Here is a 20362-nt window from a genome sequence, read left to right on the forward strand (position 1 = left end):
CTCAACACTCAAGCGCGAAGATCCAGCTGCTCGACCCGCCGACGGTCACGACCCGGTCGCGCACCGCCCGCTCGCAGCGGCTCCGCGCGGCCACGTCGGCGCCGATGGTCGCCCGCGCCTCCGCCCCGCCGGGCAACTCCCGCGAGACCGGCTCGATCACGCCGAAATTGCGCCCGTTCACCTCGACCCGGCGCAGCTCGCCGCTGACCCCGCCGGACTGGAACGGCACGGTCTGCGCATCATCGCGCCGCGGGTTGGTATCCCCGACGCTCAGGATCACCTCGGCCGCCGCCGCTTCGATCCCGTCGAGATCCGCGTCGCTCAGGCTTTCGGCCCGAACCCGGTAATAGGGCGCCGTCTCGGTCGACGCAGCCGGTGCGGCCTCCGCCGCAGGCGCGGGTGCCGCGGCTGGCGTCGGTGCGGGACCGGGCGCCGGCACCTGAACGGTCTGCACCGTCCGCGTCTGCTGGCCGCCCACCCGCGTTTCCGTCGTCACTTCGACCTGCACGACACCACGCCCGGACCCATCGCCTCGTTCAGCGGCCACCGGGCGCCCGTCGCGCACGGGCACCGCAAATTCGGCCTCCTCTCCAAAAACGGCAGTCGGCGACCGACCTTCGCCGCCACCGACGCGGTCGCCGAAGCCGACCCCCTGCTGGCCCCCGGTGCACGCGGCCAGCCCAATGCTCAAAAGAAAAACAGAATACTTCATGACATAAAAACTCCCTTCGTCACGCACGGAAGTTTTCGACATAAATGTGGCGAAAACATGCACCATAGGCGAAGGTTACCGGCGAGCGCCTTGCTTTCCATCGGACATCCGGCCCGCCCGCCAACAGCGCTGCCCGCGTCAGCAGTCGACGAGAATGATCCAGGCCGTTGCGCCCCAGCCATGATGGGTTAGGCCCCGGCCATCACTTTCACATCCCGCCATCCGCGCAGCGGCCTCGGCGGCGAGCGCCTTCTTGCGGCCATCACGCGCAGGAAGGCCTCGGACAGGTTCTACGACAAGATAGTCAGAGCCGTTCAGATTGACCCGCCGGATCTTCCCCGTGATTCCCTCGAACGCGAAGGGCACAGTGACCGCGTCATTGGCCATTATGCTGCTGTCACCGGCTTGACGAATTGCGAGGACGGTCTGTTGGCTCACCCGATAGCCTCAGTCGGCGCTGATCCGAGGATTGCTCACGCGATGCACAGGCACAGCCGAATTCGGGCTCACCCGCATGGCGTTGGGGGCCGTGACAGGCTGCGAAGGCGGCGTTCCGATCTCCACCGTCCGGGTCGTGCGGGTCCGCCCATCGGCAGCGATCGTGGTCTGCTCCGTTACCGTCCTAATGCCAGTCACCGTCACCACCGGCTCCCCGTTTCGCACCGGCACCCGATAGGCGGCATCGGGATCGGCCACCGCCGGTTCTCCGGCAAGGGTGGCGCCGCCGATCCGGTCGTCAAAGCCGACGCCTTTCGGCGTGGGCGCACAGGCCACGAGGGCAGAGCAAAGAATGAAGGAAAGCGCGCGCATGACATATCTCCTGGTCGTCTGTCCCACCTCCCGTCCCGCCGCAATCGGGCAGGATCAAGGCCGGGCCAAGACAATCCCGGGTTGTTGCCCCCGGCCTTGCGGGACGGCGGGCGGGGCGATGCGGGCGGCGCGTCCGCGCCGGACGCGAGCGGCGTCCTGCTGTCCCGCGCCCACCGCCTTGGACCTGCCGCCCGCCTCTGATAGCTTGCGCCAAATCCGGCCCCGAGGCCGCATAAGGACAGGCACAATGATCTATGAGTATCGCGTCGTCCCCGCGCCCCGGCGCGGGCTGAAGGGCAAGGGCGTCAAAGGGCCGGAAGCCCGGTTCGCCCATGCGCTCGAGACGGTGATGAACGAAGAGGCCGCCGATGGCTGGGAATATGTCCGCACCGACACCCTGCCGGCGGAAGAACGCCAGGGCCTGACCTCGCGCACGACCGTCTACCAGAACGTGCTTGTCTTCCGCCGCCCCCGACGCGACAGCGCCGCCGGGACCGAGGACGATCATGCCCCCGCCGTCCTCGCCATCGCCGCCCCGCGCAGCCCCCTGCCTTCCAACCACGACACGCCGCCCATCGGCGATCCGCCCCTCACCGCCGAAGAGGAAGAGGCCCAGACCGAGGACAGCGGCGTCGACCCCAATCGCCTCGCCGCGACCTTCCGCGATGACGATGAGGGCGACGATGAACCCGACACCCGCCTGCGCGCCGACCGGCGGCCCGAAAGCTAGTCCCGCACGGTCAACCCAAACGCGTGGATCCGTCCCATCAGGTCGGGACCGATTGCCGCATGCACCGCCCGGTGCCGCGCCAGCCGCGACATCGCGGTCAGCGCGTCAGACCCGATCGTCACATGAAAATGGCTCTCGCCCGATCCATCATCGCCCGCATGGCCCGCGTGACGCGCGCTGTCGTTGCGCACCTCGATCTCCGCCTCCGGCCATTCGGCCGCAAGACGTGCCTGAATCTCCTCCGCAACCCGCATTATTTTTCTCCGACCTCTTCAAACATCCGTCACAGCGTTTAAACTCCCTCGTCCGAGTCGAGAAGTGAGGCAGGGCAGATGACCAAAAGCGATCCCTTCGGCTTCGATATGTCCGTATCGTCGGCCAAGAAGAAGAATCCCCGCGGCCGCCGCGGCATGTCCGGCGCGTTCGAGACGTCGACGCGCGTCTGCGATCATCCCGGCTGTGAAGAGGCCGGTAAGTACCGCGCGCCCAAAAGCCCCGACACGCTCGACGACTATTACTGGTTCTGCAAGGACCACGTCCGCGAGTACAACAATAAGTGGAACTTCTTCGAAACCGCGACCGAGGCCGAGATCGAGGAACAGGCCGACAAGGATCGGGTCTGGGAACGCGAGACCAAGCCCTTCGGCAAGCGCGGCGAAGAACAGCGCGCCTGGGCCCGGCTCGGCATCGACGATCCGCACCAGGTGCTGGGCGACAACGCGACGCGCAACCCCGGCAAGGGCGCGGGCACCCGCAAGCTGCCGCCCACCGAACGCCGCGCGATCGAGATCCTCGAGGCGAAGGACAACTGGACCAAGGCCGAGATCCGCAAGGCCTACAAGGCCCTGATCAAGGTCCTGCACCCCGACATGAACGGCGGCGACCGCAGCCAGGAGGAACAGCTGGCCGAGGTCGTCTGGGCCTGGGATCAGCTCAAGGGCAGCCGCAGCTTCAAGGATTGAGCGCGACGCCGGGCTTCCCCGGCGGCCCGCTCATGTCTGCCCGGCAGGGCACGCCCGCGCAGGCGCATCGCCTAAATCTTCGCCGTCTGCGCTTTAGTCCCGCCCCCGTCGACGGAAACCGCTTCGTGGTGCCCCGCGATCCCGTTAGGATTGCTGCACTCAAGTATTTCAGCTCTCCGAAGCGTGCCCCAGCGGCCGCTCGAATTCGTTCTCGCGTCCGCCTTCCTGCTTCTCCGCAGAGGCCGGACAGGAAAGTGTCAGAGGAATTTCAGATGAGACCATTTGCATCCCGAGCGCACGCAGGCATCCGGTCGCTGGCATTGGCCCTAAGCGCGGGCCTGATCTCCGTCATCGCGTCGCAATCATCGACCGCCGCGGAACGCATCGATGATTTCGGCGACAACCCCGGCGACCTTCTGATGTATCTGCACCGGCCCGCTGACGCCGCAGCCGGGCTGCCTCTGGTCGTCGCGCTTCACGGATGCCAGCAGAGCGCCTCGGTCTTCGATGACGAGACCGGCCTCGTGGCGCTGGCCGACGAGATCCCGTTCCTCCTCCTGCTGCCTGAGCAGCAGGAGGCAAACATGTTCAACAGCTGCTTCCGCTGGTACGACACCGACGACAACCAGCCGGGTCTCGGCGAAAGCGCGTCGATCCTCTCGATGGTCGACTTCGCCATCAGGACCGAGGGTGTCGATCCCGATGAGGTCTACGTACTCGGCCTCTCCGCCGGAGGGGCGATGACAGCCGTCCTGATGGCGAACTACCCCGACCGGTTTGCCGGTGGCGCCATCCTTGCGGGCCTCCCCTATGGCTGCAATCGACCGGTCAACGCCTTCGATGTCGGGTGGTACTGGCGGCACACCTTCGGCCTCGACGGCATCGATGCCAGCTATGCCTGCGGGATCGTCGTATCCTCCCTGACGGATCGCGATCCTGAGGACTGGCGCCGCTTCGTGCTCGACACCCTCCCCGCCGAGCCAGCGCAATGGCCCCCGATCTCCCTCTGGCAGGGCACGGGTGACGAGACGGTCGATCCCGACAACCTGCAGGAACTGACCGAGCAATGGACGGCGCTTCACGGCATCGACACCGTCGCCGACAGCCGGGAAGAGATGGGGGGCATCGTGCGCGAGGTCTATAGCGGCGCCGCCGGAGACCCACTTGTCGAGACCTGGTCGCTCGACGGGTTCGGCCATGCGGTCCCGGTCGATCCCGATGGCGAGCCGGAGACCTGCGGCCTGGAAGGCGCCTTCATCCTCGACGCGGATATCTGCGCCGTGCGCCGCATCGCTGAGTTCTGGCAACTCCGCTGATGGCGCCTCAGTAGGTCATCTCGAACCGCAGGTTATGCAGCGTCCGGTGTGCGCCGAATATCGTGGCGGCCCACAGGACCAGAAGCACCGGCGCCTCGATCAGCGTCACGATCACCGACAGCGGGCCGAACATCGTCCCGAAACCCGGCAGCACCAGCGTGCCCCCGATCACGGCGCCGGCCAGCGTGATCCAGATCCCGGCCCCGAACGCGCGGACGGCGCCCCAGACCCCAGGCAGGCCCAGATGCCCCTCTGCCGTGCGATAGGCGATGACCGCCCCGATCATGCCCGAGAGAATCGTCCAGTAATCGTAGGGCTCCAGCGTCTCCAGCGGCGCTTGGTTCAGATGACGCACGACGGCATGGGCGATCAGCCCACCAAACAGCATGATCACCAACATTGCCCGTCGCCGCCGGGTCTCGGCATGACTGCGGACAAAGACGGTCCCCATCATCTTCCGCATCGCAACACTCGTCTCCCCATGAAGCGGGACGCTGACCGTCAAACTTGGCAGGAATGTGGGCAAAACACGACAGCGGGCCGATCCGCAGCGCACCGTTGCGTGACCGCCAAAACCATTCCCGCTTCCCACCGTTTGCATCCCTTATTTTGTAAGGAAAATCAAGCGTCCGAAACCGTTTGCCGGGCGCGGACATGCAGGGCCGCCATCCCTGCGAGCCAGAGGATCACGCTCACCGGGTTGGTAAATACCACGATCAGCGCGAGGGCCCCGACCTCCCAGAACGCGCCGAAGAAGCTCCCTTCGGATATCGCATAGACGGGAAGCCCGCCAACCATCGCGCCGACCACCGTCGCCAGCAGACCGAAGACCATGGCGACACCCCAGCCCCGCCAGCCGCCGCGCCCGAAGAACCGGGCGGTCAACAGGCCACCCAGGCCGCCGCCAAGCGCCCCCGCACCCAGCCCGACCAGCCCCATCCCCACGAAGGACCCGGCGACCCCGGCAACCACTGCCCCCGTCACTGTCATTCCCACAACATGCCGCCAGTCGACCTGCATCATACCCGTTCTCTCTATCCGTCGCTTTCGCGCCCCATATCGCGCGCCCGCCGACCAGCCCGCGCATATCCCTCGTGCAGCCCTTGCGCAATCCGCCGCACCTGCCGCGCCTTTCCCTTGAAGGCCCGCGCGATATGGTGCATCCCCGGCACCGCTTCTTATCCCAAAGGACCCCCGCCATGGCCGACGGCACCCAGACCGCCCTTGCGAAACCCACCGAAGAGCTGTCGGTCCGCGAGGTGTTCGGCCTCGACACGGATATGAAGATCAAAGGCTTCCCCGAGCGGGTGGAACGGGTGCCCGATATCGACACGACCTACCGCTTCGATCCCGACACGACGCTCGCGATCCTCGCAGGCTTCGGCTGGAATCGGCGGGTGATGATCCAGGGCTATCACGGCACCGGCAAATCGACCCATATCGAACAGGTCGCCGCCCGGCTGAACTGGCCCTGCGTGCGGGTCAACCTCGACAGCCACATCTCCCGGATCGACCTGATCGGCAAGGACGCGATCAAGCTCAAGGATGGCAAGCAGGTCACCGACTTCCAGGAAGGCATCCTGCCTTGGGCGCTGCGCAACGCCTGCGCCATCGTCTTTGATGAATACGATGCGGGCCGGGCCGACGTCATGTTCGTCATCCAGCGCGTGCTGGAGGTTGATGGCAAGCTCACGCTGCTCGACCAGAACGAGGTGATCGAACCGCACCCCTCCTTCCGCCTGTTTGCGACGGCCAACACGGTGGGCCTCGGCGACACGACCGGCCTCTATCACGGCACCCAGCAGATCAACCAGGGCCAGATGGACCGGTGGAGCCTCGTCGCCACGCTCAACTACCTCAGCCACGATGCCGAAACCGCGATCGTCCTGGCCAAGAACCCGCATTACAACACCGAGAAGGGCCGCAAGACCGTGGCCCAGATGGTCACCGTCGCGGGCCTGACCCGCACCGCCTTCATGAACGGAGAACTGTCGACCGTCATGAGCCCCCGGACCGTCATCGCCTGGGCCCAGAACGCCGAGATCTTCCGCTCCGTCGGCTACGCCTTCCGGCTGTCCTTCCTCAACAAATGCGACGAACTCGAGCGCCAGACGGTCGCCGAATTCTACCAGCGCTGCTTCGACGAGGAACTGCCGGAAAGCGCGGTGAGCATGGCTCTAGGCTGATTTGCCGCTCCGGGGCCTGTTGAAGGGGCCTCCGCCACACGCTACCGATGTAAGGATTACACCGCGAAAGGAGGCGCGTGCGATGCCCGCTCTGTCACGCCTTGTATCGGTTCTCGCTTGTTGCGTTTGTCCATTTGCCCTCGGCGCACAGGATGCCGGCCCGGAAGACGTTGGTCCGACGCTTGCACTTCCTGCGGATACCATATCGCAAATCAGATCCAATCCGAGCTTCGTTCAGAACACGCTCTCAGAGCTCTATCGCACCGCACCGGACGGCACTGTCAGCCAAGACGCGATCGACGTTCGGGCGCAGCGAATGCTTGCTGAAGGTCGGGCGCGTCACCTTCAGGAGTTCACGCATTTCGATCTCGACGGCGATCTGGCGATCTCCGCCGCCGAGGTGGACCGCCAGCTGCCATTCCTCCCCGCCAATAGAAAGGCAGATCTTCTGGCCCTTGTGATCCAGGTCGACAGGGACGGAGATAGGGGTCTCTCGACCCAGGAAATCCTCGCCGAAGTGAACCGGCGCGCGGAAAGAACCCATAACGGCGCCCGAAATGCCACGCGACTTCTCGAATTCGATATCGACGGCAATAAAGAGGTAACGGCGGAAGAAATCATCGCCGCCGTTCGAAGCGTCAACCAGGGCGAACGCGACAGCATTACAAGCCTCCGGCCGACATCGCCCGCCACCCTTAGCATCACGATGGCCCCGACGATCCGGCAGATTCCGGGCTTCCAACAAAGCCCGGCCGTCGAATGCGATCTCCCGCCGGTCCCCGCAAATGCAGAGATCGTGATGCTCAGCGCATTTGGCGGCGCGTCCCTCTCCAATCTGGCGATCGCGAGCCAGGACAGGGTCACCACGACCGGGACCTTAACGATCGAAGACGGTGAAGCCCCCCTTTATGTCGTCAATCTCAGCCAGAACACGGTGATCTGGCAGTTCGAGGGGGCGACCGATCGCATTGCAGCGCTGGTCGTGGGCGTGTGGCGTAACGGCACGGGGGTCACCGGGCTTGAAGACGACAGGATTCATTTCATTCCCGGCCAGGATTGCCTGCCAAGCCCCTTCCGCGACGGGGGCGGCGGTGATGCACTCAGAGCGAACGCAATGATGTCTGCCCGTTTGGCGCGGGCTCCGGACCATGTCGTGACGCCCGGAACCGTCAATCAGGTCGCCCTTCCCTCCGGCGAGGTGCTCGTCGCGGGCACACGAAGCCTTCCGGGCCCCATCATCGTAAGCAACGGTCGCCGCACCGTTCTCACCGAGGATGGTCCGGTCTCTCTCGACGCCGAAAGCGGGAGCGACAACCGGCGTCTTGAGGCGCAGCTCATCACCGATCTGTCCCGCCAGCATCCAGGCGGGATCGCCTCGCTCGATCCCGATGATGTCATCGCCTCCGGATCCGTCGAGCCTTACGAGGTGCTGCCTCGGACGGCGGGGCTTCAGCAGCTGATCCGGGATGGCGCCATCACCAGAACATCGGACGGCTACTATCATATCGTTAAGCCGATCCCCCGCTTCCCGGCCGGGTTACACGGTGGCCATCGCCTTCGCTTCATACTGGGGACGGGAGTGCCCATGCCTGCAGGCAGCCCTGGCCATTCCCCAGTCTATTCCGAGGAGACGGGAGAATGTATCGGCGGATCCATCATGTGCAGATGACGAAAGACGGGATCTTCATGATGGGAGGGCTGACGGCCCTCCTCCTCGCGCTGGCCTCTCCCGCCGCGGCCGACCTCGATCTCGGCCCCGATCCCCTGCCCGACCTGACCCCCCTCGACCAGCTGGCCGAAGGCGAGGTCTGGCCCTCCTACCGCGCGATCCGCTGTGCAGCACTCTTCGACGCGCTCGACCGGCTCGACCTGCCGCCCGCCGCCCTCGGCGCCAACGGAAACGCAGGTGCCCTCGCCGACAGCTTCCGGGACGCCGCGACCCAAGCCTGGCGCATCGGCGCTGGCGAACCCGCAGAGCCCGAAGGCTTCTTCACCGACAGCACCCCCGCCCCGATCCGCGACGGGATCGGCATCATGTCGGAAAGCTACGCCGTGCGCATGTCGACCGCCTTCATCCTCGACGGCCGCCCCACGACCGACGGCGACCTCGTCACCCGCGACCTCGCCCATTGCACCCGGATGCTCGGCGGCGGCGGGGGCACCGCCCCCTTGCCTTCCGCCCCCGCCGACTGACATATCGAAAACATGGCCCAGCACCCCGAAAACCCCGCCGATCCGTTCAAAAAGGCCCTGGCCGAGGCAACGCGCACGCTCGCCGACGACCCCGAGATCGGCGTCACCTACACGGTCGACCCGCCGGGCCAGACGGCGGACGCGATCCGCCTGCCCCAGGTCTCTCGCCGGATGACGGCGGACGAGGTGCTGCTGGCCCGCGGCACGGCCGATGCCTTCGCGCTCCGCCACCGCTACCATGACGACGCCACCTTCCGGAAATACGCCCCCGCGGGCCAGATGGCCCGCGACCTCTACGAGGCGATGGAAACCGCCCGGATCGAGGCGGTGGGCGCCGAGCATATGCCCGGCACCGCCGGCAATATCGACGCCAAGATCGGCCACGAGGCCGCGCGCCGCGGCTACGACCAGATCCGCGACCCGGCCGAGGCCCCGCTGGCCGTCGCCGCGGGCTACCTCATCCGCCACCTCGCCACCGGCCGCACCCTGCCCGCTGCCGCCGACAACGTCATGAAGCTCTGGCAGGGCTATATCGAGGAACAGGCCGGCGGCTCGCTGGAAACCCTGCAGGACGCGCTTTCCGATCAACAGCAATTCGCGCGCCTCGCCCGCCAGATCATCGACGATCTGGGCTACGGCGACCAGCTGGGCGACGACCCCGACCAGGGCGACGACGAGGCCGAAGAGGATGCCGAGGCCGATGACGAAGCAGGCGACGAACCCGACTCCACCGGCTCCGACGACGACCAGCGCTCCGACGATATGGATGCCGCCCCCGACCAGTCGCAGGAGGATCAGCAGGACGCGTCCCAGGCCCAGGTCTCGCTCGACGACATGGCCGACGCGGAATCGGGCGAGGACAGCGAACTCCCCGACGGCGAGGCCCCGCTGGAACCGCCCGCCCCGCAGCCGGTCTCGGACGCCGATCCCAACTACAAGGTCTACCTCACCGCCAACGATGAAGAGGTGAAAGCCGAAGACCTCGCCGACCCGGCCGAGCTTGAACGCCTCCGCGCCTATCTCGACCAACAGCTCGACCCGCTGAAAGGCGCCGTTTCGCGGCTCGCCAACAAGCTCCAGCGGCGGCTCCAGGCCCAGCAGAACCGTTCATGGGAATTCGACCTCGAGGAAGGCATCCTCGATGCGGGCCGCCTCGCGCGCATCGTCGCCAACCCCACGACGCCGCTGTCGTTCAAGGTCGAAAAGGATACCGAGTTCCGCGACACCGTCGTCACCCTGCTGCTCGACAATTCCGGCTCCATGCGCGGGCGGCCCATCTCCATCGCCGCGATCTGCGCCGACGTGCTGGCCCGGACGCTGGAACGCTGCCAGGTCAAGGTCGAGATCCTGGGCTTCACCACCCGCGCCTGGAAAGGCGGCGCCAGCCGAGAGGCATGGCTCTCCGACGGACGCCCCTCCGCGCCCGGGCGGCTGAACGATCTGCGCCACATCATCTACAAGGGTGCCGATGCCCCCTGGCGGCGCACGCGCGAGAACCTCGGCCTGATGATGAAGGAAGGGCTGCTGAAGGAAAACATCGACGGCGAAGCGCTGGAATGGGCGCATCGCCGCCTTGCGAACCGTCCGGAAAGCCGCAAGGTCCTGATGGTCATCTCCGACGGCGCCCCGGTCGACGACAGCACCCTTTCGGTGAACCCCGCGAACTACCTCGAAAAGCACCTGCGCGACGTGATCGCGATGATCGAAAAGAAGAAGGCGGTCGAACTGCTCGCCATCGGCATCGGCCACGACGTGACCCGTTACTACGACCGGGCCGTCACGATCACCGATGTGGACCAGCTGGCGGGCGCGATGACCGAACAGCTCGCCTGCCTCTTCGATCCAGATCCCCGCGCCCGCGCCAGGGTGCTCGGGATGCGGAAAGTGGCCTGAGCCAACGGAAAGGGGCCGCCCCAGGCAGGGCGGCCCCATCCCTGGGTTACGGCGGGCCTCCTCTACCGCACCCAGATCTCGACCCGACGGTTGATCTGCCGTCCGTCGTCATCCTCGTTGCAGGCCGCGGGCGACAGCTCGCCATAGCCGCGGGTCGACAGCTGCGTGGCGCCCCGCGCGGCGGCCGACAGCTGCGACAGGATCGTCCCGCGCACCGTCGCGGCCCGTCCTTCGGCCAGCCGCGCATTCGCCTCGAACGACCCGATCGCGTCGGTGAACCCGACGAAGATCACCTCGCGCGGTTGGTTCTGCTCGATGTAGTCGACGATCCGCGCCACGTCGGCCCGGGCCCGGACGTCCAGCCGGCTGGATCCGAAGGCGAAGCGGAACGTCGTCGACAGCCGCTGCGTGTCCTGCATGTCCAGAAGCATCCGCCGCAGGAAGCCCAGCTCGAACGCATCCGCCGTCGACAGGATCGCCCGCTGCGTCCGCCCCGAACTGGCATCCTGATCCTGCGCAATCACCGCCAGATCGACAAAGCCGGCCTTGTTCACCACCCCGTCCAGCTGATCGGAGTCGAGATAGGCCAGAAACTCCTGCGCTTCGGGCGACACCACCGCACGGTTATAGGCGTAGAACCGGCGCTGCATCACGTATTCCTCGGTCTTGATCGCAAAGACGCTGGGTTCGTTCACGATCCCGCAGCTTGCCGCGACCGGCACCGCCCGCGTGCCCCGCAGGTTGGCGTAAGGCACGACGCCGATCCCGTTCGGATCGCCAAGGATCTTGGCCGTCATCTCCCGCATGGTCTGCACGACGTTGATATCGTCGCCCAGCTCCGCGTCGGCGGGCTCCAGCACCAGCTCGTCCACATAGTGGATGGCCGCATTGGACTCGTCGAAGGAATAGACGTTGATCGGCGCGTTCGGCCCGCCCAGCTGCGACCAGTTGGTGATCTCGCCCGAAAAGACCCGCGGCACGTCGTCGATCGAGATCTGGCGGATCGGGTTCTGCGGTGACACGGCGACCACCAGCCCCTCCACCGCGATCACCCGCTCCTGACCCGGCGCGATGATGTTGCCGCCACCGCCGCGCGCGACCTCCTGGATATCGTCGGGCTCCGCCGGTTCGTCGAGGAAGATGATCTCGGCCTCGCCCTCGGCCAGCGCCTCGATCGCCTCTTCCTCTTCCTCGATGATCACCCCGTAATGGCGGTATTCGTCGCCATCGCGTTCGACCAGGCGGATGCTGATCAGGTCGAGGCCCCCCTCGTCGTCGTCATCATCGTCGTCGTCATCGCGGCCCGCACTCCGCTCTTCGTCGTCATCATCGTCATCGTCGTCACGCGGCCCGCCGGGCAGAGGGCGGCCGATATCGTCCGGCAGCGGCTCGCCGAAGATATCCGTTGCCAGCGCGATCGCGCCGTTTTCCTCGGCAATCCCTTCCGAGATCACGGGCAGCAGCTGATCCGCGATCCCGGCCGAGGCGACGATCTGGAAGGTGAAATCGTCGAAGTCGATCTCGGCCATCTGCCGGTCGTCGTTATCCCCGTCATCATCATCGTCGTCATCATCGTCCGGCGCCGCCGCGGTCGCGGCCGATCCCGCCGTCCGGATCTCGTCCGGGCAATCGGCGCCGATGCAGTCGAAATTCTCGATGGCCAGCAGGATCGTCCCGATCGTGGTCGCGATGGTGACCATCCCGTCCTCGACCTCCTGGATCTCTCCGGTAAACCGTATGGTCCCGTCGCGCGACACCATCTCGATGGGCTCCGCCGCGAGGGGGCTGACGCTGCCCAGCAAAAGCCCCACCGTCACGGCGGCCCGGGCATATCTGCGGCGCGCCTGCATTGCGCCCACACCAACCAGCTTGCAGTCCATTCCACTCTCCTCACTCGTCACAAAACATGCCTGGAGAGGAAGTCAGCCCTGCGATCCGGTCAATTGATAGGCAAAAATTAAAAAATGGTTTACCGTAAACTTCCAGTTGCTGAGTTACCGGCCTTTTGTTTTCTATTGGGCAACAATCAAGCCCAACCTGATGAATGGTTCACGAAAGGAAACGGTGCGATCTGCCGCGCCGGACCTCCTGCGACTCACCGCCGGACTGTCCACCGCCGGATGGGCAATGTCTCCGAAATCCCGATATCGTTTCGCGCCGTTGCCGGCCAAATCCCCACCGCGCGGTCCATTACCGCGGGGGGGCCGCCGGTCGGGTCCGACGGAAAGCCGACCAAAAGCCGACAGAGTGCCGACATGCCATTTCGGGCAAATTCAAAGCTTTAACCCTGATTCGGAGGGGTTTCCGATAAGTAGCGGCCTATGGAACGACCTCCGCCAGCATCCGGTAGACCGGCATCAGCGTCTTGTAGGTGTCCCGTACCGTCTCGATCACGCCCCCGCTGCGCCAATCCGTAACGTCTGTCATCGCGACAAACCCCTTTCGTTTCAATAGCTCGGCATGGGCGTGGTCCGGATCGAACCCGCTCGGCACCCGCTTCAGGGGCTCCGCGCCGAAATCGATCAGCCACGCTTCCGCCGCCTCCATCGCCGCCACCAGATCGTCCCCCCGCCCGTCGATCAGCTTGCGGTACCGCGTCAGCGCCTCGCCCTTGTAACCAACCGCCCCCACTGCCGCCCGCACCCCGTCCGGATCGGCCGCGAAGAAAAAAGCCGGCATATGCGGCGCCCCACCGGCTTCGGACCACAAGATATGGAGGTGCGCATTATAGGGCGTCTTGTCCTTCGAAAACCGGACATCCCGGTAGATCCGAAAGATCTTCCCCACTTGCCCCGCCCCGGTCAGCTTCGACAGTTCCTCTTCCATCAAAGTCGAAAACAGCTCCGCCGGTTTCAGGATCGTCTCGCGATACGCCTCCTTCCGCGGATCGAACCAATCCTTCCGGTTGTTCTTGCGCAGCTTGCCGAAGAACGCCTGCGCGTCCGCGATCATCCGGACAAAGCCGTCTTCCTCCGCCATCGCCAACCTTTCAAATCAAAGCGTTACGACGATACTTTCCGTCGCCGAGCGCTGCGCAGCAAGCCCCATCTGCACCGCCTTAGCCCCATCATCCAGCGTCACCTCCGGCGCGCCATTGCCGCGCACGACCTCCAGGAAATGCTGGTGCTGGTAGAAGGTCGATCCGTTGTGATCCCCCGCCGCCAGGATCTCGGGGGCGACCGGCATCTCCTCGATCACCGGCCCCATCGGCGTCCGCGGAGACGTGATCACCCGCGGCACCGGCTGCGGCCCAAGCGCGCGCGGCCAAAACCGTTCCGGGCCAGGCACTTGCGCCTCGATCTTGCCGTTGCCGCCGACCGCCATGATCTCTTCCTGATAGCGCGAGCCTTCGGCGAACATGCACAATTCCAGCATCGCGCGCGCACCGGACGCGAAATCAACGATTACGTAAGCATTGTCCCATACATCCGGTGTCTTCCCGTCCACCACTTCGCTCAGGTGATTCACGTCCTGCCCGCCCGACGCCATGACCCGCACCGGCTCTGACTTCAAAACAAGGCGCATCAGATCAAAGAAGTGGCAGCATTTCTCGACCAGCGTGCCGCCGGTCTGGGAATTGAAGCGGTTCCAGTTGCCGACCTTCGGCAGGAACGGAAAGCGGTGTTCCCGGATCGTCAGCATCCTGACGCCGCCGGTCACCTGCTCGGCCCGCTCCACCAGCGCGGCGATGGGCTCCATATAGCGATATTCCATCGCGACCCAGATCGGTGCGCCGTAATTCCGGCCCAGCACCGTCAACGCATCGGCCTGCGCAAGGTCGGTATAGAGCGGTTTTTCCACCAGGATCGGCAGCGTCCGCCGCTCCGCGATGGCGCGCATCTGGTCCACATGCACGTGGTTCGGGCTCGCGATCACGACCGCATCGAGGCTCTCGTCGGCGATCAGATCGTCCAGGCTGTCGGCGATCAAGGCTGTGCCCGACAACCGCACCGCCGCATCCGCCAGATCGCGAACCGGGTCGTAAACCATTGAAAACGCGGCACCTTCCAGAAGGGCGACGTTGCGAATATGCTCCTGCCCCATCATGCCACAGCCGATCAGGCCGTACTTCTTGCTGCTCATCCTGTCCTCAAACTGTCCCGGGAAATGTATTGCGCGGCCCCGGGATCGAACCAGGTCTCACTCGTTTCCACGGCTTTGTCGTCAGCCGCCCAGGCGGTCCGCGCCACATGCCCCGCAAGGGATTGGGAAGGAAGGGGAAAGTCCTCCGGCGCCCAGTCCGGAACCGGCGCAATCCCCACCCGGTCCTCGATCCGCGCGATCACCAGCCCGAACGCATCGGCGTAATGCCGGTAGAGCGCATCCGGCAAAGGTGCGGCCAGACATGGCGCACGTCCTTGATCCAAAAGGATTTCTTCCAGTGCCACCGGCTGCCCGTCCAACCGCCGCAGCCGGCGGATCCGGTGTTGTCCCCGCCTTGTCACCACCGAAAGAGTATCCGCCGTGGGCAGCCCGCCCCCCTCCGGCCGCTCCAGCCGCAGGAAGGCGTAGATCCCCCGCCCCTCGCCCTTTTGTATATAGTTTCCAGACCCCTGGCGCCGGACCAGCAGCCCCCGCGCCTCCAGCTCGGCCAGCGCCTTGCGCAGCGTGCCGATGGCAATCCCCTCCGCCTCGGCCATCTCGCGCTCGGGCGGCAGACGGGTGCCCGGCGCCAGCCGCCCGGCGGCGATCTCCCGCGTCAGGCGTTCGCTCACGACAAGGTATTTCGGCAGGGACGAGCCCGACGACATGCTCCGGCGCGCCTCCCCTCGCATCCGAATTGATGCACTATTGATGCACGCATCTCCCCCTGCTAGGCAAGTGCCAAAGGGAGGACATCGCAATGACCATCGTGCCGGTGACGAGCGCCGACCTCGACGCGTCGGAAGTCTCGTGGTTTTCCGCGCTCTGCTCGGACGATTACCGGTATCTCGGCGTGCCAGACGGCGCGTTGCGGTCGTCTTGGGAGCATTGCCGCGACATCCTGCTCGAGGCCGAAAAACAAGGCTTCCGCAACATCCTATGCCCCTCGTCCTATCAGGTCGGACAGGATACGCTTTCCTTCGTCGCCGGCTGCGCGCCGCTCACCGACAAGATCAACATGCTCGCCGCGATCCGGTGCGGCGAGATGCAGCCGATCATGCTCGCCCGCACCGTCGCAACGCTTGACCACATGCTGAAAGGCCGCCTGACGCTGAACGTCATCTCGTCCGATTTCCCGGGCGAGAAGGCCGAAAGCGAATACCGCTACAAGCGCTCCAAAGAGGTCGTTGAGGTCCTCAAACAGGCCTGGACGCAGGACGAGATCAATTACGACGGCGAGATCTACCAGTTCCACGGCCTCACCACCGACCCGGCCCGACCCTATCAGCAGAACGGCGGGCCGCTCCTCTACTTCGGCGGCTACTCTCCTGCTGCGCTCGACCTCTGCGCGCGGCATTGCGACGTCTACCTGATGTGGCCAGAGCCCGAAGAGCAGATCGCGCAGCGGATGAAAGATGTCGCGGAACGGGCTGAAAGCTATGGCAGAACTCTCGATTACGGCCTGCGCGTCCACATGATCGTCCGCGATACAGAGGCCGAGGCCAAGGAATATGCCGAGAGCCTCGTTTCCAAGCTCGACGACGAGTACGGGCGTCTGATCCGCGACCGGGCACACGATTCGATCTCGCTCGGCGTTGCCCATCAGGCCAAAGCCCGCGAGCTTGCCGATCAATACGGCTATGTTGAGCCGCACCTCTGGACTGGCATTGGCCGCGCCCGCTCCGGCTGCGGCGCGGCGCTCGTAGGGTCAGCGGACCAGGTCCTGTCAAAGCTCGAAACCTACCGCAAGATGGGCATCCGCGCCTTCATCTTCTCAGGCTATCCGCATATCGACGAATGCCGCCATTTCGGCCGCCTCGTCATGCCGGAATTGACAACCTGTTCTCTGCCCCATGTCTATGGCCGTGTGCCAGAGAGCACCCCGGCAACGCCGCTGGGAGAGGGAGAACGCAAATGATCGACCGGATCGACCTGGGCGGGCTGGAGTTCAGCCGCATCGTCTACGGTATGTGGCGGCTGGGGGACGACAAGGACACCTCGCCTGGCCATGTTCAGGCCAAGATCGAGGCCTGCCTCGAGCAGGGAATTACCACGCTGGATCAGGCGGATATCTATGGCGGCTACACCGCCGAGGCGATCCTGGGCGAGTGCTTCAAGGCCGCCCCAGACCTGCGCGATCAGTGCGAGATCGTGACGAAATGCGATATCGTCGCCCCGATGGGCCGCTACGGCGACGCGAAGGTCAAGCACTACGACACCTCCCGCGATCACATCGTCCAGTCGGTCGAGACGTCGCTGAAAGAGATGGCGATCGAGGTGATCGACCTTCTCCTCATTCACCGCCCCGATCCGCTGATGGATCATCAGGAAACGGGCGCTGCTCTCGACGAGGTGGTGAAATCCGGAAAGGTCCGCGCGGTCGGTGTCTCGAACTTCCGCCCATGGGATTGGACGCTGCTGCAATCGGGGATGGAGACGCAGCTCTGCACAAACCAGATCGAGATCAGCTTGAAAGAGCATACCCCCTTTGTGAATGGCGACCTCGCCTTCCTGCAGGAAAAGGGCGTGAAACCAATGGCCTGGTCCCCGCTTGGTGGCGGTGATCTCGTTGGGTCCAACGCAGATGCCACACTGCGTACCGCAATGGCCACAGTGGCCCAGAACAACTCTGTCGACGCGGCTGCGGTCGCCATCGCCTGGCTTCTCAGACACCCGGCGGGCATCCTGCCGGTGATGGGCACCAACAACCTCGACCGGATCCGCGCTTTCTCTGATGCCATGAACGTCAACATGGACCGCGAGACCTGGTACGAGCTCTACACCGCCGCCCTCGGGCGCGAGGTCGCTTGATCGCCTTCCGCCCCGAAGACGATGCGCGCGGCTTCCGCGACGCCCTGGGCCGCTTCGCGACCGGCGTCACGGTCGTGACGGTCCCGTCCGAGGATGGCCCCGTCGGCATCACAGCCAACAGCTTCGCCAGCGTCTCGCTCGACCCGCCGCTCGTGCTCTGGTCGCCGGCGAAATCCGCCAATCGGTTCAAATACTTCGAGAAAGCCCGGCATTTCGCGATCCACGTCCTCGACGGACACCAGCAGCAGATCTGCAACGCTTTCACTCGCGAATGCCACGCCTTTGACGGCCTCGATTGGGAGGAGGACCCGAACGGAGTGCCATTGATCGACGGATGCCTAGCCCGGTTCGAATGCGAACTGGACACGACGCACGATGCGGGGGACCATCTGATCATCGTCGGCCGGGTCCGGCGGGCGAGCCACCGGGACGGGCTGCCACTTCTGTTCCAGGGGGGGAGGTTCGTCGCCTTCAAGGGGTGACGCGAACGGGGCCGCAAGGGCCCCGGGTAACGGCCCGCAAAGGGCCATGGGAGGAGAGCCGCCATGGCGGTGTTGTTCGGTCTACTCTGGCCGCTCCAGCGCGTGAATGACGCGGTGCTGGCGGCTGGGCGCGCGCTCGCTGTTGCAGCGCTGGCAATCATGGTTTGCCTGATCCTCGCACAGATCTTCTTCCGTTACTTCGTAGGCGATGCGCTGAACTGGACAGAGGAAGCCGCCCGCTTCGGTATGCTCTGGATGGTCGGGTTGATGGCGCCGCTCGCCTACCGGCTGGGCGGCTTCGTCTCGATCGACATGCTTGAACGCGCCCTGCCCCGCCGTGGCGCCGCCCTGCTCTCGCTGATCCTGCTCTCCATGTCCTTCGCGGTGCTGGTGGTGATGGCCGAGAAGGGCTGGAACAACCATGTCGACACGATGTCGGGCCGGGGCTGTTCCTCGTCCCTGCGCTGGCCCTTCGGGATCGAGATCGGGCGCTGCGGCGTCCGCTTCGCCAACAGCTATCAATACGCCTCGCTCTTTGTCGGCTGCGTCCTGATGGTGTTGGTCAGCGCTGAACTCATCATCCGCCAAGTCATCGTGGCCCTGGGCTGCGGCGACCGGCTGAGGCCGCTCAGGCCGGATGAAGAAATTGCGGGAGCATCCTGATGGCCCTCGCCTGGTTCCTGCCCGTCTTCCTGGCGCTTCTCATGATCGGCTTGCCGGTCGTCTTCGCGCTTCTCTTCGCGCCCGGGGCGCTTCTGATGCTGAACGGGGAGGAACGCCAGCTCTCCGTCCTTTATCGCAACGTTTACAATGGGATGGACAGCTTCCCGCTGATGGCCTTGCCTTTCTTCATGCTGGCGGGAGAGATCATGAACCGCGGCGGGATCACCACCCGCCTCGTCGAGTTCTCCCAAGCCTTCATGGGCCATCTGCGCGGCGGGCTTGCCCATGTGAACATCCTGTCCTCGATCCTTTTTGCAGGTCTCTCGGGGTCTGCTGTCGCCGATACCTCGGCCCTCGGCTCCACACTGATCCCGGCGATGGAGAAGAACGGCTATTCCCGCCGCTTCGCCGCAGCGGTGACTGCCGCGTCCTCGGTCATCGGCCCGATCATCCCGCCCTCGGGCATCATGATCATCTACGCCTACGTGATGGGTGAGTCCGTCGCCGCGCTCTTCCTCGCCGGGATCGTGCCCGGCATCATGGTCGGTGTCGGCCTCATGGTTATGGTCCGTCTGATGGCCGATCGTTATGACCTGCCCAAGGCAGAGCGGATCGTTCAGACCGGCCAGTCCATCACCCCTCTGGAAAGCGTTGTCAGCTGGGCACTTCTGCGGATCAACGTCGCAGGCATCCTCTATGCGGTCTATGCCGGGCTGAAGCGCCCCCTGGGGATCTCTACCATCGACGATGCAGGTGTCGTGACCGAGCCGAATGGCTGGATCGTCTTCGCGATCTTCCTGCCGATTGCTCATGTCATCGTCATGCTGATCCGACGCCAGATCAGCGAGGATTTCCGGATCGTCTGCAAGAAGGCCGTCGCGCCGCTGCAGACCCCGATCATCATTCTGGGCGGCATCCTCGTCGGTATCATGACCCCGACCGAAGCGTCCGTGATTGCAGTGGCTTACGCGCTGATTGTCAGCTTCGTTGTCCTGCGTTCGATGACCGTGAAAGATCTGATCGGCACTCTCTCACGCTCCGCGCTCGCGTCCTCCGCCGTCCTCCTGCTCGTCGGCGCGGCGGTGGCGTTCAAGACGGTCGTCTCGCTGTCCTACGCGCCGCAGATCCTGACGGATTTCATCCTGTCGCTGTCGGAAAACCCGCTGACGCTGCTCTTCCTGATCAACATCCTGCTCTTCATCGTGGGTATGTTTCTCGATGCCGGGCCGGCGATCATCATCCTCGGCCCCATCCTCGGGCCGATCTTCGTTGAGCTTGGGGTCCATCCTGTCCACTTCGCCATCATCATGAGCGTGAACCTGACGGTGGGCCTCGCCACGCCGCCCATGGGGCTGGTCTTATTCGTGGCCTCCACGGTCTCGGGCGAGAAGGTCGAGACCATTTCCAAGGCGATCCTGCCCTTCCTCGCGGTAGAGGTCTTCGTGATCTTTCTGATCACCTACGTCCCCGCGATTTCGATGACGATCCCCCGCTTGACGGGTTTCGTGCAATGACGACCAA

At 65.1% G+C, this 20362-nt stretch carries 23 protein-coding genes; 12 read left to right on the forward strand and 11 right to left on the reverse strand.

The window, feature by feature from the left end; genetic code table 11:
- Position 1: 1 nt before the first annotated feature.
- From AADZ90_RS10595 to AADZ90_RS10605, 3 genes are all read right to left on the reverse strand, one after another.
- The gene (locus AADZ90_RS10595) at positions 2 to 712 is read right to left on the reverse strand and encodes a hypothetical protein (RefSeq protein WP_367309966.1); all 711 of its coding nucleotides are present in this window, start codon (positions 710 to 712) and stop codon (positions 2 to 4) included.
- A 138-nt stretch (positions 713 to 850) separates the two neighbouring features.
- Positions 851 to 1150, reverse strand: a complete 300-nt coding sequence (locus AADZ90_RS10600; RefSeq protein WP_367309967.1) for a hypothetical protein — start codon at positions 1148 to 1150, stop codon at positions 851 to 853.
- A 9-nt stretch (positions 1151 to 1159) separates the two neighbouring features.
- On the reverse strand, positions 1160 to 1522 hold the full coding sequence (locus tag AADZ90_RS10605) for a hypothetical protein (RefSeq protein WP_367309968.1): 363 nt from the start codon (positions 1520 to 1522) through the stop codon (positions 1160 to 1162).
- Between the two features lie 247 nt (positions 1523 to 1769).
- Between AADZ90_RS10605 and AADZ90_RS10610 the strand changes: the two genes are divergently transcribed.
- Positions 1770 to 2252 carry a DUF4177 domain-containing protein gene (locus tag AADZ90_RS10610; RefSeq protein WP_367309969.1) on the forward strand — a complete coding sequence of 161 codons (483 nt, stop codon included), beginning with the start codon at positions 1770 to 1772 and terminating at the stop codon, positions 2250 to 2252.
- Here AADZ90_RS10610 and AADZ90_RS10615 read toward each other — a convergent pair.
- Positions 2249 to 2506, reverse strand: coding sequence for a BolA family protein (locus AADZ90_RS10615; protein ID WP_367309970.1), 258 nt, complete (start codon positions 2504 to 2506; stop codon positions 2249 to 2251). The genes AADZ90_RS10610 and AADZ90_RS10615 overlap by 4 nt on opposite strands.
- A gap of 78 nt (positions 2507 to 2584) precedes the next feature.
- Here AADZ90_RS10615 and AADZ90_RS10620 point away from each other — a divergent pair, with 78 nt between their 5' ends.
- The gene (locus AADZ90_RS10620; protein WP_367309971.1) at positions 2585 to 3214 is read left to right on the forward strand and encodes a J domain-containing protein; all 630 of its coding nucleotides are present in this window, start codon (positions 2585 to 2587) and stop codon (positions 3212 to 3214) included.
- Positions 3215 to 3486: 272 nt separating this feature from the next.
- The gene (locus AADZ90_RS10625; RefSeq protein ID WP_367309972.1) at positions 3487 to 4530 is read left to right on the forward strand and encodes an extracellular catalytic domain type 1 short-chain-length polyhydroxyalkanoate depolymerase; all 1044 of its coding nucleotides are present in this window, start codon (positions 3487 to 3489) and stop codon (positions 4528 to 4530) included.
- Positions 4531 to 4537: 7 nt separating this feature from the next.
- Here the strand turns inward: AADZ90_RS10625 and AADZ90_RS10630 are convergent, their stop codons facing one another.
- The 3 genes from AADZ90_RS10630 to AADZ90_RS10640 all read right to left on the reverse strand — a co-directional run bounded on the left by AADZ90_RS10630 (position 4538) and on the right by AADZ90_RS10640 (position 5693).
- The gene (locus tag AADZ90_RS10630; RefSeq protein WP_411996997.1) at positions 4538 to 4993 is read right to left on the reverse strand and encodes a hypothetical protein; all 456 of its coding nucleotides are present in this window, start codon (positions 4991 to 4993) and stop codon (positions 4538 to 4540) included.
- Positions 4994 to 5151: 158 nt separating this feature from the next.
- Positions 5152 to 5553: a hypothetical protein gene (locus AADZ90_RS10635; protein ID WP_411996998.1), complete on the reverse strand. Its 402-nt coding sequence runs from the start codon at positions 5551 to 5553 to the stop codon at positions 5152 to 5154.
- 11 nt (positions 5554 to 5564) lie between these two features.
- Positions 5565 to 5693, reverse strand: coding sequence for a hypothetical protein (locus AADZ90_RS10640; RefSeq protein WP_367309975.1), 129 nt, complete (start codon positions 5691 to 5693; stop codon positions 5565 to 5567).
- A 36-nt stretch (positions 5694 to 5729) separates the two neighbouring features.
- On the opposite strand from AADZ90_RS10640, the gene cobS reads away from it, so the two are divergent.
- The 4 genes from cobS to cobT all read left to right on the forward strand — a co-directional run bounded on the left by cobS (position 5730) and on the right by cobT (position 10802).
- Positions 5730 to 6716, forward strand: coding sequence for a cobaltochelatase subunit CobS (cobS, locus tag AADZ90_RS10645; protein ID WP_367309976.1), 987 nt, complete (start codon positions 5730 to 5732; stop codon positions 6714 to 6716).
- A 316-nt stretch (positions 6717 to 7032) separates the two neighbouring features.
- Positions 7033 to 8385 carry an EF-hand domain-containing protein gene (locus AADZ90_RS10650; protein WP_411996999.1) on the forward strand — a complete coding sequence of 451 codons (1353 nt, stop codon included), beginning with the start codon at positions 7033 to 7035 and terminating at the stop codon, positions 8383 to 8385.
- Positions 8355 to 8909, forward strand: a complete 555-nt coding sequence (locus AADZ90_RS10655) for a hypothetical protein (RefSeq protein ID WP_367309978.1) — start codon at positions 8355 to 8357, stop codon at positions 8907 to 8909. The genes AADZ90_RS10650 and AADZ90_RS10655 overlap by 31 nt, the downstream gene beginning before the upstream one ends.
- A 12-nt stretch (positions 8910 to 8921) precedes the next feature.
- Positions 8922 to 10802, forward strand: a complete 1881-nt coding sequence (gene cobT, locus AADZ90_RS10660) for a cobaltochelatase subunit CobT (protein WP_367309979.1) — start codon at positions 8922 to 8924, stop codon at positions 10800 to 10802.
- Between the two features lie 62 nt (positions 10803 to 10864).
- On the opposite strand, the gene AADZ90_RS10665 is transcribed toward cobT, so the two are convergent.
- From AADZ90_RS10665 to AADZ90_RS10680, 4 genes are all read right to left on the reverse strand, one after another.
- The gene (locus tag AADZ90_RS10665; protein ID WP_367309980.1) at positions 10865 to 12682 is read right to left on the reverse strand and encodes a phosphate ABC transporter substrate-binding/OmpA family protein; all 1818 of its coding nucleotides are present in this window, start codon (positions 12680 to 12682) and stop codon (positions 10865 to 10867) included.
- Positions 12683 to 13121: 439 nt separating this feature from the next.
- The gene (locus AADZ90_RS10670; RefSeq protein WP_367309981.1) at positions 13122 to 13781 is read right to left on the reverse strand and encodes a DUF2461 domain-containing protein; all 660 of its coding nucleotides are present in this window, start codon (positions 13779 to 13781) and stop codon (positions 13122 to 13124) included.
- Positions 13782 to 13796: 15 nt separating this feature from the next.
- Positions 13797 to 14885 carry a Gfo/Idh/MocA family protein gene (locus tag AADZ90_RS10675; RefSeq protein WP_367309982.1) on the reverse strand — a complete coding sequence of 363 codons (1089 nt, stop codon included), beginning with the start codon at positions 14883 to 14885 and terminating at the stop codon, positions 13797 to 13799.
- Positions 14882 to 15553, reverse strand: coding sequence for a GntR family transcriptional regulator (locus tag AADZ90_RS10680; RefSeq protein ID WP_367309983.1), 672 nt, complete (start codon positions 15551 to 15553; stop codon positions 14882 to 14884). The genes AADZ90_RS10675 and AADZ90_RS10680 overlap by 4 nt, the downstream gene beginning before the upstream one ends.
- A 92-nt stretch (positions 15554 to 15645) precedes the next feature.
- Here AADZ90_RS10680 and AADZ90_RS10685 point away from each other — a divergent pair, with 92 nt between their 5' ends.
- The 5 genes from AADZ90_RS10685 (at position 15646) to AADZ90_RS10705 (ending at position 20355) form a co-directional block, all read left to right on the forward strand.
- Entirely contained in the window at positions 15646 to 16803 is a 1158-nt protein-coding gene (locus AADZ90_RS10685) for an LLM class flavin-dependent oxidoreductase (protein WP_367309984.1), read from the forward strand.
- Positions 16803 to 17696 (forward strand): aldo/keto reductase, encoded by an 894-nt coding sequence (locus AADZ90_RS10690; RefSeq protein WP_367310221.1) that lies wholly within the window; start codon positions 16803 to 16805, stop codon positions 17694 to 17696. The genes AADZ90_RS10685 and AADZ90_RS10690 overlap by 1 nt, the downstream gene beginning before the upstream one ends.
- The gene (locus AADZ90_RS10695) at positions 17693 to 18178 is read left to right on the forward strand and encodes a flavin reductase family protein (RefSeq protein WP_367309985.1); all 486 of its coding nucleotides are present in this window, start codon (positions 17693 to 17695) and stop codon (positions 18176 to 18178) included. Before AADZ90_RS10690 ends, AADZ90_RS10695 begins: the two co-directional genes overlap by 4 nt.
- Before the next feature lie 63 nt (positions 18179 to 18241).
- A complete protein-coding gene (locus AADZ90_RS10700; protein ID WP_367309986.1) occupies positions 18242 to 18841 on the forward strand; it encodes a TRAP transporter small permease in 600 nt (199 codons plus the stop codon).
- On the forward strand, positions 18841 to 20355 hold the full coding sequence (locus tag AADZ90_RS10705) for a TRAP transporter large permease (RefSeq protein WP_367309987.1): 1515 nt from the start codon (positions 18841 to 18843) through the stop codon (positions 20353 to 20355). The genes AADZ90_RS10700 and AADZ90_RS10705 overlap by 1 nt, the downstream gene beginning before the upstream one ends.
- Positions 20356 to 20362: the final 7 nt, after the last annotated feature.

Source organism: Aestuariibius violaceus, assembly GCF_040779325.2.
Taxonomy (GTDB): domain Bacteria; phylum Pseudomonadota; class Alphaproteobacteria; order Rhodobacterales; family Rhodobacteraceae; genus Aestuariibius; species Aestuariibius violaceus.